Source organism: Epilithonimonas caeni DSM 17710 (genome assembly GCF_000426465.1).
GTDB lineage: Bacteria > Bacteroidota > Bacteroidia > Flavobacteriales > Weeksellaceae > Epilithonimonas > Epilithonimonas caeni.
This window is the reverse complement of record NZ_KE384528.1, coordinates 86,307-103,538: the sequence shown is the minus strand read 5'-3', so window position 1 is coordinate 103,538 and position 17,232 is coordinate 86,307. Positions and strand designations below refer to the sequence as shown.

The window sequence follows — 17,232 nt, the reverse complement described above, 5'->3', positions numbered from 1 at the left end:
AAATTATGCTTATAAAAAATATAGAAAGGAGAATAAAGGTCAACAAAGCAGTATCAATAGCAGCAATTGGTTTTGCCGTCTTCATTGTTATAGCAGGGTTCTTTTTTTCTTACAAAATGATACAGGATTCCCGAAAGTCTATCTATGTTTTAGACAATGGTGTTCCCATCTTGGTAAAACAGACCGATGTGATGCTCAATCGCCCGGTCGAATACAAAGCTCAGATAGAATTATTCCACCGTTTGTTTTTCACAATAGCACCAGATGATAAATACATCAAAGAAAATGTTCAGAAATCCCTCTATCTCATTGATGAAAGCGGGAAAAAAGAATACGCCAATCTCCGGGAAAAAGGATTCTACAACCAGATCATCGCATCAAGTGCAGTAGCCACTATTAAGACAGATTCTATCAAAATCGATCTGGAAAAAAATAAGTTCACTTTTTTTGGAAAGCAATTTATCAATAGAAAATCATCCCTTATTACCAGAAAGCTTATAACCGAAGGTTTTTATGAGGACATCATTAGAAGTCCCAACAATCCACATGGTGTAATGATAAAAGATTGGAGAATCCTCAACAACGATCAAATCGATGAAAAAAATAAAAGTGCTTATTAAAAAATATTAAAATGATAGACAATATAATATTAAAATATAAAGAATACTATGCTTTCCTGGAAAGACATCCAAAACAGGTGTTTATCTATGCGATGCTGATTCTTTCTGTATCATTCATAGGAATGATTGTCCAGGGTGTTTTTTTTCCAGCAAAAAAAGAAGATTCTTTCAAGCTTCCTGTTCTATACTCCAAAAGTGATGAGAAAAAAAAAGAAAGGGATGAGAAAGAAAAAGAAATGGGGAAAATAATGCAGCAGCTGGAAAAATATAAACTTAAAAGGGATAACGGATCTCTTACAAAAGAAGACAGCCTCAGGATCAACTACTTGTTTAACCAATATCAAACACTCAAAAATGGACATTAAAAAAATTGATTTCAAACAGAAAAAATATGTGTTTCCGTTGATGTTCCTGCCTTTGGCTTTATTGTTAGGATATGTTGTAAGCTCATTTACCAAAGAAAAACCGAAACCAAAAGAACATAAAGAACTTTCTCTTTCGTTGGGAGACAGCAATGATTCCATAATGTCGAAAAATGATGCCTATGACAAGTATTTTGAAAATAAGGGAGACAGGACAATGCTTGGAGGTCTGGATGAAAGACAAGATAGTCTCCAGCAATATGGTGATAATCTTACATATGCCGAAAAACGTAAGATAGATTCTTTAAAAGCAGTGGCTGATGAAAAATCCGATCAACTGAGATATGGGAATAACAATGATTCATATTATAAGAAACAACAGCAACGTCAGCAGAAGAATGATGATGATCGTGATTATAAACGTTCCCAGGATATTATCAGAATGCTCAATGGAAAAGCTTCAGGTAATTCTGACGACACTGGTAAAAATTATGGTTCCAATAACTATACTGATCAAAGTAGATCCGAAAAAACACAAGAAAATGACCCTGTAAAAATAATGAAAAGACAGATGCTTGTAATGGATTCTATCGAAAAAGCAAGAGATCCGGAATACCAGAGCAAACTCGCAGCAGAGCAAAGACTCAAAGCTGACAAAGAAAAGATGGATGCATTTCTCAACTCTACTTTTAATGTCAGCAAATCAGGGATCAACAATAGTTTCAATGCTTTTTACAAAGAGAAGGAAAACAGCTTCATAAAAGCAGTCATTGATGAAGATAACAAAGGATACCTTGGAAGCAGGATCAGGTTCCGTTTGCTGGAAGACATTTTTGTAGGCAATCGAAAGATCAGCAAAGGTTCTATACTCTACGGACAGATTTCTGGTTTTTCAATGCAAAGAGTAGACCTCACAATTGTATCAGTGTTTACTAGAGGGGATATTTTTCCAGTCAATCTTGCGATTTACGACGTAGATGGAATGAAAGGGTTATACGTGCCACAAAGTATCTTCAGGGATATGATGAAAGAGATGGGAAGCAATTCGGTTCAAGGAACCCAAATAGAAATGGGAAATCAAGGATTTTTCACAAGTCTCGGCTCAAAATTATTCTCCTCAACTTCCAGATCTATTGCCAACCTTATCAAGACAAACAAAGCCAAATTGAAATATAACTCCTATGTCTTTCTGATTGACGAAAAACAACTGAAAGATGCACAGAACCAACAAAAAAAATAAACAGATGAAATCAATTTTATATACCTTATTACTATTTACTATTAATTATTCGATCCACGCCCAAACTGCAACAAAAGAGCAGATCATATCTGATCTGCCAGAAATAGAGATCACAGAGGGCATAAATCTGCATATTATTTCACCGGAGCCCATCCAGTATGTGGACCTCTCTACTGAAAAACTGACCGGAGACCTCCCATCTACCAACATTGCTAGGGTCAAGATTACAGACAATTCCGAAACTGAAGGAAAAGAGAAATTGAAAATAACAAATAACTTTTTTATTGGAGAAAAAATAGGGGTCATCACAGTTGTCGGGCAATCTTTTATTGCGCAATATAGAGCAGTTTACAGAAACTTCGAAAATCTGAATACTGTGACGAATATCCATATCCAACCCGAAGCAATGCAACCAATAGAATTTAATAATATAGTATTTTCTAATCTTGAGTTGAGAAAATTTGCGATGGATATTATTCAGAAAAAATCAGAAAAAAATCCGATCCGGGAAGAAAACGACCTAAAACTGAGTATGCAGCTGAACAATGTCTACGTCATCAGCGATTACATCTTTTTGGATATGACATTTAAGAACAGTTCCAACCTCAGTTACGACATCGAAACATTGAAATTTTCCATCGAGGATAAAAAGATCCATAAGGCAACGAACAACCAAAGTATCGACATGACACCGCTTTTTCAGTTGAATCCTCAAAAGCATTTCAGAAAAAATTTTAGAAATATCTATGTGTTCAAAAAATTCACTTATCCTAATTCTAAAGTGATGATGATAAGATTGATCGAGGAACAGCTCTCCGGAAGAACCATCGAAATGAAAGTGAACTATTCCGACATTCTTAAAGCTGACACCTTTTGATATGGAATTTACTATAAAACTATCAAGGTCACAGGAAAGGGAACTTCGAAAAGAAGCCACTTCGTTCGGAATAGATAATATTGGAGAATATCTTTTGGAAAAGATGAGAACCGTCATAAGATTGGAAGAAAGTGAATCCATCAGAGATATAATGGAGACCAAAGTATTATCCACGAAGCAAAAAAATATACTGAAAAAATTTGCCGGAAAATATTTTGAAAGGCTTACTGAAGCAAAAGTGTTCTTTGAGAATGAAGAGCATTTTCTTATCAGACTCAAAGCAAAATTAAAGGAAAACAACATTTAAAAAAATGCAAGAAAACCAACAACAGATAAAAATCTACGGGTTCATGCAGAAGGCTGTCTATTTTATAGTCATAATGGACTGCGTCTGCTTATTTTTTCTGCATAGTAACATTCCCGTTCTTTCAAAGTTATTGGCCGGGTTTATCAAGATGAAAATTTTCTATCCGCCAATCAACGCCAAAGTTGCCACGCTTATTCTGATAGCATTGGTTGCAGTGGGAACAAGGGCAAAGAAAAAACAAGATCTCAATGTAGTAAGATCTATCATTATTCCAATGATAACAGGTCTGGCTATGATCTTTGGGGCTTTGTTTGTTGCTACGCCATCGACTGATCCAAATCTCCAGAACGTTGTCCCGCATCTTAATCTCTATCAGCTCTCCTATCTCATACTTTCTTTTGGAGGTGCTGTGATAACGCAGACTGCGGCGGACTCTATTTCCAAGATCATGCAGGAGAAGATGGGCAAAGATCGTTGGAACGTGGATGAAGAAAGTTTTGATCAGAATAAAGAACTTGTAGTAACTGATACGACCATCAATATTCCGTATTTATTCAGATACAAAGGAAAAAATAACAAGGGTTGGATGAATATAAATCCCTTCCGTGGGACAATGGTTATCGGGACACCTGGTTCGGGGAAATCATTTGGTGTGATTAATCCTGCCATTAGACAGATGATAGCCAAGGGATACTGTCTCGCAATTTATGATTTCAAATTTCCGGACCTGGCGCAGATAGCCTATTATCATTACTTATTGAAAAAGAGTAAGGAGTCCGATTACAATTACAGTTTCCATGTGATCAATCTGAATGAGGTCGAAAAATCAAAAAGGATAAATCCGTTCGCAAAAAAATATGTCAATACATTGGCAGAGGCACAGGAAATGGCAGAAGCTATGGTCTCATCTTTGCAAAAAGGAGGTGCTAGTGCAGGTGGTGGATCCGACCAGTTCTTTACCCAATCCGCCATTAATTTCCTTTCTTCCTGCATCTATTTCTTTGCTACTCACGAAAACGGAAAGTATTCAGATCTGCCACATATCCTTTCATTTATGAATCGAAGTTACAAAGAGATTTTCGATACTTTGTTTGACCACGAAGAGTTAACGTCTTTATTGTCACCATTCAAGTCCGCCTATGATAACAAAGCATTCGACCAACTGGAAGGACAAGTAGGGACTTTAAAGATATTTCTATCAAGACTAGCAACTAAAGAGAGTTTTTGGGTATTCTCCGGAGACGAAGTGGAACTAAAGATAACTGATAGGGAAAATCCGTCCATCATCATACTGGCTTCGGACCCTGGAACACAAGACATCAATTCGGCTTTATATTCTTCTGTGCTTAATAGGACTTTACGTCTCATCAACTCTAAAAATAATCTACCAGGAGGAATTATCGCCGATGAGTTTCCGACAATTTATATCCATAAGATAGACAATATTGTTGCGACTGCAAGAAGCAACAAGGTTGCCGTCTTGCTTGGTCTTCAGGAAATTCCCCAACTTCGTCAGTTTTACAAAAAGGAAGTGGCGGATACCATTTCTGCCATTGTCGGGAACATTCTTTCGGGGTCGGCAAGAGATAAGAATACTCTTGATTGGCTTGAAAAGTTATTCGGAAAAATCAAACAGAAAACCTACTCCCAATCCATCTCACAACAAGGAACTTCCACTAGCATCAACGAGAAAATGGACAATATGATTCCTGCAGGAAAAATTGCAGCTCTTAAAACCGGAGAAATGGTCGGGATGATCGCACAAGGCGAAGAAAACAATACCGAAGAATACAAAACTTCTGCTATTAGTGGAAAGATCAATCTTGATATGAAAGCGATAAAGGAAGAGGAGAACAATTATGTCAAGATGCCTTCCTATTATTCTTTTGTCGATAAAAGGGGATATGACCGCAAAGATGACGTATTGATGACCAATTTCAGAAAGATCAATAAAGAAGTAGAGCTGATTGTCAGTGAATCAATTAAATAACAAAGTGAAAAAAAATGAAATATAAAATGAAGAAAACCATATTGACATTGTTCATTTTTGCATGGAATCTTTCTTTTGCACAATTCAATACCTTGATGCCGATTCAACAAAAAAAGACAGAGCAAAGCAAGATTGTTGAAGATGCAAAAGAGAAAACAAAATCAACGGAAAAAAAAGAAAAGATTTCATGGAAAAAATTTTTTGGCATTACTACAAAAACTGACCTGAAAAATCAAATTGATTCTCTCAAAGTTTTGATGAAACAATATGCCAATAGTGACAAAAAAGAAAAGTATGCGAGAATGAAGGATTCTTTGCTTTTGCTAAATTTTGATAAAGCCTACCAAGAGAATTTTCCAAAAAAGAATAAATCTTTAGTGATGTACGATCTGATAGATGAACCTGAAGAAATGTTCTCTAAAATAGTGATGCCTATTAAAAATAAGATTGCTATTACCTCGCCTTTTGGTTCACGATACCATCCTATCTTCGGGAATACCAGATTTCACAACGGAATCGATCTGAAGGCCAATTATGAAAATGTCTATTCTGTAATGGACGGAATCGTTTCTGCTGTTGGGTGGGATCCTAAAGGTGGTGGAAATTTTATAAAAATAAAACACTTTGATCGTTTTGAAACAGCATATCTCCACCTTTCAGACATCTACTACCATGTGGGTGAACGTGTGAATGCGGGTTTTATTATCGCTAGAAGTGGCAATACGGGGAATTCTACCGGACCACATCTGCACTTTTCTGTAAAAGAATTCGGGCAAAGCATAGATCCGGCTCATTTTTTAAATGACCTGATCAAAGTAAACAATTTAATAACGCAATATAATGGAATCGACCATTAATATGACATAACAGTAAATATCTAAATATGAACACCACCACTTTACCAACGGATGACCTTAAGAAATACGGTATTATAGAAAGCGATAATTCTTTCTCGAAAAAACTTTCTGCAGATGATATTCAAAAATTCCTGCAGGGGTTTACCATCGTAGCCGATAACGACAAAAGTAGAATAACTTTCCAGCTAACTGATAATAACAGCCGGCTGAATGTCAACCTCTATGAAAGGGACAAAAAGTTAGATGAAATTATTGAAAAGAGCAAAGATAAGATTCAATACACCGATACTTTTTCAAAGTATAATGTGAATGATAAAAAAACGGCTGCGCAGTTGGCTTGGACAAAAACAGTTTTTGTATTTGATGAAAAAATAAATAAAGTCGTAGAATTGGATATGATTAAAAATGCTCCTGAGTTAACGCAGATGGTTGCAGAAAGAAAAAATGCAGATGAAATCGACACCTACAAATTAGAACTACAAAAACTCAAGAATTTTCTATACGACAAAATAGACCAATATCCCGAAATTGCCAAGGAAATATCTAATGACATGAATATTGTTTCCCGAGAGATAGATTCTGTGAACAACATCTCTCCGGATGAAAAACAGATTTCAAAAGCAGGAGATTCTGATATTCAGCTCAACGTCAATGACAGAGATATGTATGAAGATGCCAACAGGCACAGAGAAGAAGAGCAGCAGGAAGAAGAACAGGAAAGACCCAGAGGGTTCAGAAGATAATTATTAAACCAGTCCGAAAAGACTGGTTTTTTTATGATAAAATTCGACTTATCATATATTTTGTGTAAAACCTTGTTTTTTTTATTGTTTTTTTAAGAAAAATGTTAAATTTGAAAACAAATATTAATTGATGAAAAAACTCTACATTAGCATAGGAATCCTTGCAATAGGATTTTTTTATGGACAAAAAACGCTATGGCAAAAGGACATCCAGTCCTCCACACAGGATTTTCTCACGAACATGACCTCCACGGTCGACAGGCAGATATTGCTTTCGGGAAGTTCTATTAACACAAAATCCCAGGAACTTTCAACAGATGGTCAGCAATCAAATAAGGGTTACGACTTTCGTGTGTTAAAACTTGATCAACAGGGCAATAAACTCTGGGAGAAGTATTTTGGCGGGACGAGGCACGATTATTTGAATTCAAGCATTGCGACACAGGAAGGTGGCTTCGTTCTTTTTGGGACATCGTTCTCCAATGCATCGGGTGACAAGAAGGAAAATAACCTCGGTGGTTCGGATGCATGGCTGATAAGATTATCCGAAAATGGTGAGGAAATTTGGCAAAAAACTCTTGGAACGAAAAGCAATGACGAGGCCTCGGCTGTTGTACAATCAACAGACCGGGGATTCTTCGTCGCAGGTAACATCAATGACAACAGAAAGCTGTTTGGTTCCAAAGATGTTTTCGTCTCAAAACTAGACAAGGACGGAAAATTAAAGCAGACGACCATTCTCGGTGGAAAATCCTTGGATGAAGTTACTGATATGATCCCAACTTCAAACGGCGGTGCGGTTTTACTTATTTACTCGACTTCCGGTAAATCTGAGAATCTGAACAATCCCGAAACTCAAGATTCTGCTCAGAATAATAATTTCCAAAACGAAAATACAAGACCAGAACTGACATCATCGGTCAAGACCTTCAGCGGAAAGACCGAGGACGGCTTTGGAAATGGCGATCTCTGGATAGTGAAGTTGGACAAGAATTCCAATGTCGAATGGCAGAGGACCTATGGCGGAAGCGGCGATGACCGTCCAAAGACCATTGTCAATACAGAGAACGGTTATCTCATAGCTGGAGAGAGTACAAGCCAGTCATCGGGCAATAAAAAAGAAAACATCAAAGAAGGTACAGATATCTGGTTACTAAATATCGATAGAAATGGTAACGAGATCTGGCAGAAAAGCTACAACTTCGGGAACAGGGATGTGGCGATGAGCCTGGATGTCATCAGGAGGACGAACAAGGATAATTTCAGCGAGGACAGGGGATTTCTGTTGGGAGGTTACACCCAGGCAGAGGAAAGGGTCAAGAAAGATGATGAGAAGTTCTGGATGCTGTACATCGACACCAACGGCAAGGAGGAATGGAGAAAGTATGTTGAGGGCAAGGAGAAGAAAAATGAGGAACGGCTGGTATCTGCAAAACTGCAGAGTGACGGAAGCTATCTTCTGGCGGGGACGAGTGCAGAAGAGTTGGGTAAAGAGAACTGGAAGGTGGTGAAGCTGGGAGATAAAGACCTGGATGACCTGGTGGAGAACAAGGACATCAGGATCTATCCTAATCCTGTGAAGGACTATTGTTATGTGGAGATTGGGCTGGACCTCGAGACTGCGGATATCTATCTGTATGATATGGCTGGGAAGCAAATCCAGCAATTACAAACAAAAAATAAAGTTACCAAGGTTGACACAAGCAGATTGCCGCAGGGTGTTTACATTATAAAAGCCAATATCCCGATACAGAAAGATAAAAAACTAACTACTAAAATCGTGAAAGAATAAAAACATTATGAGAAAGATTTTAAATTTATTGCTTATTTTTAATATTATACAAGTATATTCTCAACTAAGTACGCCGGAACCTGCTCCTAATGGATTTATGAATACATTAATGGTTGCCGATTCAAAGGAACCATCTGTTGCAAGATTTCAGGAATATAGTTTTGTCCCTGTAAATTTATATGCAGGAAAAGCCAAAATAGAAATTCCATTTTTTGAATTGAAGCTGGATGGATTAACAATACCAATTTCTTTAGAATATAACACACAGGGTATACAAATAAACTCAGTTGCTTCCAGAGTGGGTACCGGGTGGGTTTTAAATGCGGGAGGAAATATCGGACGAAGTATAAAAGAGGTTAACGATTTTCATTTTGTAGCAAGAAGATTTCCAATCATGCCAATTGGTTGTGAGTCCACAAAAGGTCACCCGCTAAGAGTTGGATGGAAATATAGAAATTCCAATGTTTGTATCTCTACTTCTCCTGTTTACCCCCAACTAGGTCCTGATAATATTGATATTTCTCCAGATGTTTTTACAGCATCTGCTCCAGGTCTGCTAACACAATTTTATTATCCTAATTCTGAAATGGAAATAGGGCCTTTCACAGAGAAGCTGGAAAACACAAGTCCTATAGAAATTGAACCTACAGACAGCAAATTCAGTAGCACAATAAAAGAACTTCGAATCACATATCCCACCAATGTCCCAACTTTCCTTCAAAGTATTCCGGACGACAAAAGATTTCTCAGAGATTATTTTGATTTTAATATCACACATAATGGATATCAATATAGTTTCAATGACTATGACCTTTCCTATTTGGATTCTCCTAATAGTTTTTATGCGACAGAACCTTTTGGGGGAATTAATCATCAGGAATTAAACTGGGATATTTCGGCATGGCACATAAATAAGATTGAAAATGTCAATACAAATAAAAAAGTTAATTTCATTTATGAAAGCAGCCCATATTATGTAACATCCCAGCTATTATACAAATACTTTTTAGATCGTCCAGAATATGGAGATGATTATATTAAGCCACCAAATTATAATAATATTAATGAAACAACCATATATCTTAATCCCAAACGTATTAAAGCAATTACTTCTGATGAAGCTACTGTAATGTTTCAATATAATCATGCTCGAAAAGATTTATTGGGAGATCAAGCTTTAACGAATATACAAATCTATAATACGAATGGTCAAATGATTAAAGAATATAGATTAAATTATTATTATATGAATGATAATTTTGATGATGGTCCTAATAAAAGGCTATACTTAGATTATGTGGAAGAATTTGGAGCCGAGAACAAATTGGTAGGCAAATATTATCTAAGTTATTTTGATGGTTCTTTACCAGGTAGCAATACATCTAATCAAAGCGATTGGTATGGATATTATAAAAAAAATACAACTGGAGGTGACCGTCCAATATTATTTATGAACAGAAATCTGAAACAATTCTCTATACTCCCAATTCAATTACAAGTACCTGAAGTTTTTTCTTTAAGAGGTAATCGCTCAATATATCCCGATGAAAATGATATGAAAGTTGGGATGCTGAGAAAAATAACTTATCCAACAGGAGGGTACACTAAATTAGATTATGAAGCCAATAGGTTTAGATTGAATAACCAAGAGATTTTAGGAGGAGGCTTGAGGATCTTAGCACAGGATTTATCAGATCTGAATAATGTAAGAACACTAAAATACACATATAAAGAGCAAGATGGTTTAACATCCGGTTATGTGAATAATGTTCCTTCTTATGGTTATAGTGCAGGATACAAATCTCTTGATAACCTCTCCTATAATGAGAAGGTTACCTTTATTGGTGAAACTTTTTTCACTATGCTTAGAAGCTTAGTAAGTGTTGACAGAACTCAGAATACTTATGTAGGATATGCTGAAGTGAGGGAAGAGGAGCAAGGAAAGGGCTATACAACCTATCAGTATTCTTCACCAAAAGAATACCCAAGTACACTACCTGTTATGTCAACTGATAGGCCTATGGGTATACTTTTAAGAGATAATTCCGCATTTCCTTTTTTAGATATCCCTATTAATTTCGATGTGAGAAATGGAAAAATTAAATTAAAAAAGACATATAGCTCCACTAATACTCTACTTAATGAAGAGTCTTATGAATATAGTTACAAAATATTAGATGCAATTTCTCTTAATAAAAGAAGATATATTCCTAGTATGGATTATTATAAAGGATACACTATTTCCGGAGGTATTTCTTCGCATAGAAATTTACTAACAAAAAAACACACTTGGAATTACCCTTCTGCTAATAATGCAATAGAAAATATTGAGTCTTATGATTATGAGCCTATACTCCCTTTAACTAAAAAAGCAACACTTATTTCCGGGCAAAATACAAGTTTTACAAATTTCTATTATCCGAAGGATATACTAGCTTTAGGACAGCAAACCACAGAGATGCAACAGTTGATAGATCAGAAAAGGAATTCGGAGATCATTAAAACCGAATCTTTTAAAAATACCATTAAGCAAGGTGAAAAAATAGTAAAATATGGCTCTACTCAAGATACCGATGGGAAACTACAACCAATCGCATCTTATCAATCTCGTGATGTCATTAATACTGCTGTTGATACGGATAAAATTTTTAGTATTGACAAATATGATAGTAAAGGACATATTTTGCAAATAACAGATAAATCTAAAGAACCGACAGCGATAATCTGGGGTTATAATCAAACATTACCTATTGCAAAAATTGTAGGTGTAACTTATGGTCAGGTTTCAGGAAATATTTCAGATATTGTAACTAAATCAAATGCAGACATTGATCAAGCTTCAGAACAATTGTTGAATGATGCCCTGGATACTTTCAGGAAGAGCTATTCACCAACATATCTGGTAACTACATATACTTATGACCCGCTAATAGGTATGACCAGTACTACAGACCCATCTGGATTTAAGAAATATTATAAATATGACCATACAAACCGATTGGAAAAAATCCTGGATAAGGATAATAATATTATTGAAGAATATAAATATAATTATGCACCTAGTAGGTTTTATAACAAAAGACAAGAACGCAAAATTTTTAAAAACGATTGTCCTAGTTGGCAATTAGGAACTGCTTACACGTATGTTGTACCTGAAGACACTTATTTTTCATATGATAATATTGAGACAGCTAATCAGATGGCAATTGCAGAGATCGATCAAAAAGGGCAGCAGGCTGCCAATCAAAATGGAAGCTGTGAATTTTTAAGTTGTCAATTAACACCAAATTATTATGTAACACTGCAAGGTTATAATTCAATACAACAAACTCAACCTAACCATATAGAAGTAATTCTTGTTTTCAAAGCTGATTTAACAGGGTTAGGGATGAGCTATGCAAGTGGATCTGGGGTGTCAGTTGGTTATATTGGTGCCAATTGTAGACCAAATAGTGTCAAAGTTATAAATCAAACAAATTGGACAATTACAATAGATACAAATGGCTATGTTATGATACGTTCAAATAATGGTACATCACCTCCTAATAATACGCAAGTTGGGGTTAGTTTCTCTTATGATAAATAAAACAGAATCAAGAAAAAATATATATTTTATCCAATATTATATGCCGTCAACTATTTATAATAAACAAAGAAAACAACTATAAACAATAAAAATCATAATTATGAAAAAAATATTATTAATATCAATTTTTGCCTTATCTATTTTTTATATTAAAGCACAAAACATAAATTTCACCAATTTATATGGTAACAATGCATCTGAGCCTGAGAATTACCATATTTCTAACACAAATGTTGGATTTGGTGGTGACTGGGGATTAGATGTAAAATGGTGGGGGGGTGTAAAGCTGAAATCCTCATTAGGAGTATTTTATATAAATAAATGGGGCAATGTCGGCATCAATACAGAAAATCCTAGTGCGACACTGGATATCAATGGAACTTTAAAGACCACAGGAGATATCAATACCCGTGATATTATCAGCGATGGTTCAAACAGTTGGATTTTTCATACACCAGACAATGGATCGACGCAACTCTATATAGCCCCAAGATTGGCAAACGGTCTGTTTGATTGGGCCAAGCAAACGGTATTTAACAATAACGGAAATGTAGCAGTTAGCGGAAAGCTGGAAGCGACAGAAGTCAAAGTTACTCAAGGCCCGACAGCTGACTTTGTATTTGAGGAAGATTATGGATTGCCAACTTTGGAAGAAGTGGAAAAACATATTAAAGAGAAGAAACATTTACCAGAGATTGCTTCAGCAAAAGAAATGGAAAAGGAAGGTGTGAATGTTGGTGAATTCCAAATCAAGCTTCTACAAAAGATAGAAGAACTAACATTATATTCTATTGAACAAAACAAACAGATTAAAGAATTGAAGAGTGAAAATCAGATTTTGAAAGAGCAAACGCAACAAATTACATTTCAATCTGAAAAAATCAAGTCATTAGAATCCGAAAATCATCAATTTAAAAGTCTATTAAACAGGATAGAAAGACTTGAAAAGCTTGAAAAACAAAAAAACTAACCCCATAAAAGTCATCTTATGAAGAAAAAGATACTTATCATCCTGGGATTAGCTTGGAGTATCTCCGGTTTTTCCCAGACTAATACACCTCTTACTGATAGTTACCAGCCGCCACAGACTGTTGTGAATCAGACTGTTCAAATGCTTCCGGGTTTCCACGCAGACTCGAAAAACATCATTTATAATAACGGAGCCGTGTTTTGGGCAAAGACAGGCAGTTCCACTAGTGGCACAACCACTCCGCCAGTTGTCTATAGTCCTGCAAATGGTGAGAATTATATCTATACCAGAACCTATCTTGCACCTGTTACCTCAAGCAATGATTATGCGCCACAATCTCAAAGTATTACCTATTTTAATGGACTCGGCAAGCCTAAGCAGAGTATAGCTATAAAAGCATCTCCATCAGGTAAAGATATTGTAAACAGAATAGAGTATGACGCCTTTGGAAGAAAGGACAAAGATTTTCTTCCGATGCCACAGCAGAGCTCTGCCAATGGAGCAATTTATGGTACAGTTTCGGAGACTATTGGAAATCCGCTTTATGAAGGGACTGCTCCTTTTTATGTGCAGAAAGACTTAGAACTCTCTCCTTTGAATCGACCTTTGTCAACCACAGCTCCCGGAATATGGAGTACGAATAGCAAAAAAACAACTCTTAATTATAAAGCCAACTCGGCAAATGAGCTATTAAGATTTATTACCAACACCAGTTGGTCACCATCAGATAACGCCACCAGTTATAATTTGCAATTGTATCCTGCAAAATATTATGATGTTGATCAACTTTATAAAAATGAGACGCGGGACGAGGATGGAAATCTGCTGATAACCTTCAAAAATGCCGAAGGTCAAACTCTTCTGGAAAGAAAAAATGATGGAATGAAAGATGCTGATACTTATTATGTTTATGATGATTATGACCAACTGGCTTTTATCATTTCTCCAATGGCATCAGAATCAATAAAAGCATTGGCAGGAGGTACCAGCATATCTGTAGGGCAAGCTACGTTATTGGGTGATTTATGCTATCAATACAGATATGACAAAAAACGGCGACTTGTAGAAAAGAAACGCCCAGGCAAAGGTTGGGAGTATATGATCTACGATAGCCAAGACAGATTGGTGATGACACAGGATGCCAATATGGGCATCAATAAACAATGGCTGTTTACCAAATATGATAAGTTAAGTAGAGTGTGTTATACGGGGGTCTATACAAGTTTACAAGACTATGGAAGTCCAGGAAGAATATATGAACAGGGACAAGTTAATGCAAAAGGTGTTAATAATGTATCAAGGACCGCATCTAATTTTGCGCAGCCCGGACTATCGGTCTATTATGATAACGATGCTAATAAAAACTACCCTAATACGATTACCAAATTGCTGTCTGTCAACTATTATGATACATATCCTGTGGATAAACCAAATGACTCTACCTTAGGTTTTACACAAAGCTATATATCGGATAATGCACAGGCAAACACTATCAATACGACAGGATTGCCCGTTGCCACATACCTTAATAACATTGAGAAAAACTCATGGACAAAGAGCTATGTCTATTATGATGAGAAAGGAAGAGCTATTGCCAGCTATTCCAAAAATCATTTAGGGGGCTATACCAAAACAGAATCTTTTTTAGACTTTACAGGAGTAATCCAAAAAGCGAATACTTATCATAAACGTAAGAGTTCCAGTGAGGAATTGGTAATCAAAGAGGAATTTGGATATGATTTCCAGAACAGGCTTCTGACCCACACACACGAAGTCGTCGGTAAAACTCCGAAAGAGCTTTTAGTAGAAAATCATTACAACGAGATTGGGCAGCTAGACTGGAAAAAAGTAGGCGGTGTTTCGGGAAATCCTTTACAAACAATAGATTACGCGTACAACATCAGGGGTTGGCTGAAAGGTATCAACCTTGATACAAATGGAAATCCACAAGCTGGAAAATTGTTCAATTATAAAATAAAATACAATAACCCCGAAAATGCCAACTCTGCACCTGTCAAATATAATGGCAATATAGCTGAGATAGACTGGTGGAACAACGGGGGCTCAAAAAAAAGGTACGGTTACCAGTATGATGGAATGAACAGACTTCTCAAGGGCGTCTACCAGGACCCGGATCGCACAAATCCTATGACAGGAATCAATGATGAAAGCATTTTATATGACCTCAATGGGAACATCACGCACCTTTATAGAAATGCCAAAAGTGATCTATCATATACCGCTTTGATGATTGATGCCCTAACTTATAAATACAATGGGAACATGGTCACCAGTATCAATGATGCGATGCAGAATTCCAGTGGCTACGAGGGAGGTAATGGCACAATACAATATGACCCGAATGGCAATATGACAATGATGCCAGACAAAGGAATCTCTTCCATAGCATACAATTACTTAGATCTCCCAACCGAGATAAAACAGGGGGACAACTCTTTACAATACTTCTACCGTGCGGATGGTGTGAAGTTGAAAAAGATCTTCACATTGAATAACGAAGAAGGCACGACGATTGTCAACACAGAATATCTGGACGGTTTCCAGTACTCTACGCCGAATATAGAGCCCATAAGAAAGGCATTGGAAGTACCTGACGACTCTACGATAAGAGTAGTAACGGCCGGGGAGGAGGAGGCATTTGAGTCCTCCGACAGGGTAGTGGTCGTAGACCCAGGTGGTCCGGTCGTAGATGATATGATACTTTCCTTCTTTCCAACAGCAGAGGGTTATTACGATTACGAAAATCTTCGCTATATTTACCAGTACAAAGACCACATCGGGAATGTAAGGATAAGCTATGTAAAAAGCACCAACAATACACTGAAAGTGATGGACACAAACGACTACTATCCTTTTGGGATGAGTTTCTTGAAACGTCCAGTAAAAACTGTGTACGATCCAATGGCAATACCTTATAATTATAAATATGGAAATAAGGAATTGCAGGAATTTGGAGGTTATGATTTTGGTGCAAGGATCTATTTTCAGGATGCGGTTATCTTTGGGCAGCACGACCCTCTAAGCGAGCAGACTTTGCAGCCTTATGCTTATAGTTATAACAATCCTATCATGTTTGGTGATCCGACAGGGATGTCACCAGTTGATTGGACACAAAAAAGCAGTCTAGATGCAATGGAAGCAGGACCGGATGATTGGTATAGGGACAGTTTTGGAAATGTAACATGGCAAGACAGTCAGGCAGACCAGTTGACAGGAAGTAACGGGGAGACGCTCACACGTCTTGGGATTTCTGGATCATATGTGAATGTGAACGGAAGTGTGACCGACCTTAATAAAAATAGAACCGTTACTGAGAATGGATCTACCTCGTTCATGACGGTTCCTAGCCAGATGGCACCAGCTGCAATGGGAGGAGATGTAATAACTGGGCAAGGACGTACTGTTGTTTTAGCCGCTTTTGACACCACAAAGTATGGCTCACCTGGTCCTATGCCACTCCAGAGTCCTGCTGTGATGGACCCGAGTGCTGAGATTTTCAAGTTCTATGTGGGGTGGCAGGCTGGGAATGCTGTTATGAGAGGTTTTGGGAGATTGTTGGCTTATGAATCTCCTGTAGTTATAAATGAACTAACTATTGCAAGGGCTATGGAAAATGCACCTTTATCAACTCAACAGACGGCTGTTTCTCTTCCAAAAGTAAAAAATTACTATAATCTTTTAAAACAAGGAAGTAAGCCTACTGCTATTGAAGTTAATGCAGAAGGCATAATTATAGATGGAAATCATCGATATATATCTAGTAGACTTTATAATAATTATCCTATCCCTATTAAAAAAACTGGGGTTCATTATGATGACCCTGTTATACCTTGGAATCAAGTACACATAGACCCTAAATCTTGGTGA

The 17,232-nt window shown here is 36.8% G+C and carries 12 protein-coding genes; all 12 read left to right on the top strand.

Annotated elements, in window-relative coordinates:
* The first annotated feature begins 5 nt into the window (after positions 1–5).
* The 12 genes from traK to K319_RS20775 all read left to right on the top strand — a co-directional run bounded on the left by traK (position 6) and on the right by K319_RS20775 (position 17,232).
* A complete protein-coding gene (gene traK, locus K319_RS0118345) occupies positions 6–620 on the top strand; it encodes a conjugative transposon protein TraK (RefSeq protein ID WP_027384934.1) in 615 nt (204 codons plus the stop codon).
* An 11-nt stretch (positions 621–631) separates the two neighbouring features.
* The gene (locus tag K319_RS0118340) at positions 632–985 is read left to right on the top strand and encodes a hypothetical protein (RefSeq protein ID WP_034672156.1); all 354 of its coding nucleotides are present in this window, start codon (positions 632–634) and stop codon (positions 983–985) included.
* A complete protein-coding gene (gene traM / locus K319_RS0118335; RefSeq protein ID WP_051230795.1) occupies positions 975–2,222 on the top strand; it encodes a conjugative transposon protein TraM in 1,248 nt (415 codons plus the stop codon). Before K319_RS0118340 ends, traM begins: the two co-directional genes overlap by 11 nt.
* 4 nt (positions 2,223–2,226) lie before the next feature.
* Positions 2,227–3,099 carry a DUF4138 domain-containing protein gene (locus K319_RS0118330; RefSeq protein ID WP_027384931.1) on the top strand — a complete coding sequence of 291 codons (873 nt, stop codon included), beginning with the start codon at positions 2,227–2,229 and terminating at the stop codon, positions 3,097–3,099.
* A gap of 1 nt (position 3,100) precedes the next feature.
* Positions 3,101–3,406 carry an OTU domain-containing protein gene (locus K319_RS0118325; protein WP_027384930.1) on the top strand — a complete coding sequence of 102 codons (306 nt, stop codon included), beginning with the start codon at positions 3,101–3,103 and terminating at the stop codon, positions 3,404–3,406.
* 4 nt (positions 3,407–3,410) lie between these two features.
* Positions 3,411–5,396, top strand: coding sequence for a type IV secretory system conjugative DNA transfer family protein (locus K319_RS0118320; protein WP_027384929.1), 1,986 nt, complete (start codon positions 3,411–3,413; stop codon positions 5,394–5,396).
* Between the two features lie 26 nt (positions 5,397–5,422).
* Positions 5,423–6,253 carry a M23 family metallopeptidase gene (locus K319_RS0118315; RefSeq protein ID WP_235696133.1) on the top strand — a complete coding sequence of 277 codons (831 nt, stop codon included), beginning with the start codon at positions 5,423–5,425 and terminating at the stop codon, positions 6,251–6,253.
* Between the two features lie 26 nt (positions 6,254–6,279).
* Complete coding sequence (locus K319_RS0118310; protein ID WP_027384927.1) at positions 6,280–6,996, top strand: hypothetical protein; 717 nt, start codon at positions 6,280–6,282, stop codon at positions 6,994–6,996.
* A gap of 130 nt (positions 6,997–7,126) precedes the next feature.
* The gene (locus K319_RS0118305) at positions 7,127–8,788 is read left to right on the top strand and encodes a T9SS type A sorting domain-containing protein (protein WP_027384926.1); all 1,662 of its coding nucleotides are present in this window, start codon (positions 7,127–7,129) and stop codon (positions 8,786–8,788) included.
* 7 nt (positions 8,789–8,795) lie between these two features.
* Entirely contained in the window at positions 8,796–12,374 is a 3,579-nt protein-coding gene (locus K319_RS0118300) for a DUF5977 domain-containing protein (protein WP_156907141.1), read from the top strand.
* A 100-nt stretch (positions 12,375–12,474) separates the two neighbouring features.
* Positions 12,475–13,344: a hypothetical protein gene (locus K319_RS21830; RefSeq protein WP_235696132.1), complete on the top strand. Its 870-nt coding sequence runs from the start codon at positions 12,475–12,477 to the stop codon at positions 13,342–13,344.
* Positions 13,345–13,362: 18 nt separating this feature from the next.
* A complete protein-coding gene (locus K319_RS20775; RefSeq protein WP_051230794.1) occupies positions 13,363–17,232 on the top strand; it encodes a DUF6443 domain-containing protein in 3,870 nt (1,289 codons plus the stop codon).

Bases quoted from the DNA above. Each gene is read 5' to 3' on its own strand.
- K319_RS0118320 (WP_027384929.1), top strand. From the start codon at position 3,411: ATGCAAGAAAACCAACAACAGATAAAAATCTACGGGTTCATGCAGAAG.
- K319_RS21830 (WP_235696132.1), top strand. From the start codon at position 12,475: ATGAAAAAAATATTATTAATATCAATTTTTGCCTTATCTATTTTTTAT.
- K319_RS0118305 (WP_027384926.1), top strand. From the start codon at position 7,127: ATGAAAAAACTCTACATTAGCATAGGAATCCTTGCAATAGGATTTTTT.
- traM (WP_051230795.1), top strand. From the start codon at position 975: ATGGACATTAAAAAAATTGATTTCAAACAGAAAAAATATGTGTTTCCG.
- K319_RS0118310 (WP_027384927.1), top strand. From the start codon at position 6,280: ATGAACACCACCACTTTACCAACGGATGACCTTAAGAAATACGGTATT.
- K319_RS0118325 (WP_027384930.1), top strand. From the start codon at position 3,101: ATGGAATTTACTATAAAACTATCAAGGTCACAGGAAAGGGAACTTCGA.
- traK (WP_027384934.1), top strand. From the start codon at position 6: ATGCTTATAAAAAATATAGAAAGGAGAATAAAGGTCAACAAAGCAGTA.
- K319_RS20775 (WP_051230794.1), top strand. From the start codon at position 13,363: ATGAAGAAAAAGATACTTATCATCCTGGGATTAGCTTGGAGTATCTCC.
- K319_RS0118300 (WP_156907141.1), top strand. From the start codon at position 8,796: ATGAGAAAGATTTTAAATTTATTGCTTATTTTTAATATTATACAAGTA.
- K319_RS0118340 (WP_034672156.1), top strand. From the start codon at position 632: ATGATAGACAATATAATATTAAAATATAAAGAATACTATGCTTTCCTG.
- K319_RS0118330 (WP_027384931.1), top strand. From the start codon at position 2,227: ATGAAATCAATTTTATATACCTTATTACTATTTACTATTAATTATTCG.
- K319_RS0118315 (WP_235696133.1), top strand. From the start codon at position 5,423: ATGAAGAAAACCATATTGACATTGTTCATTTTTGCATGGAATCTTTCT.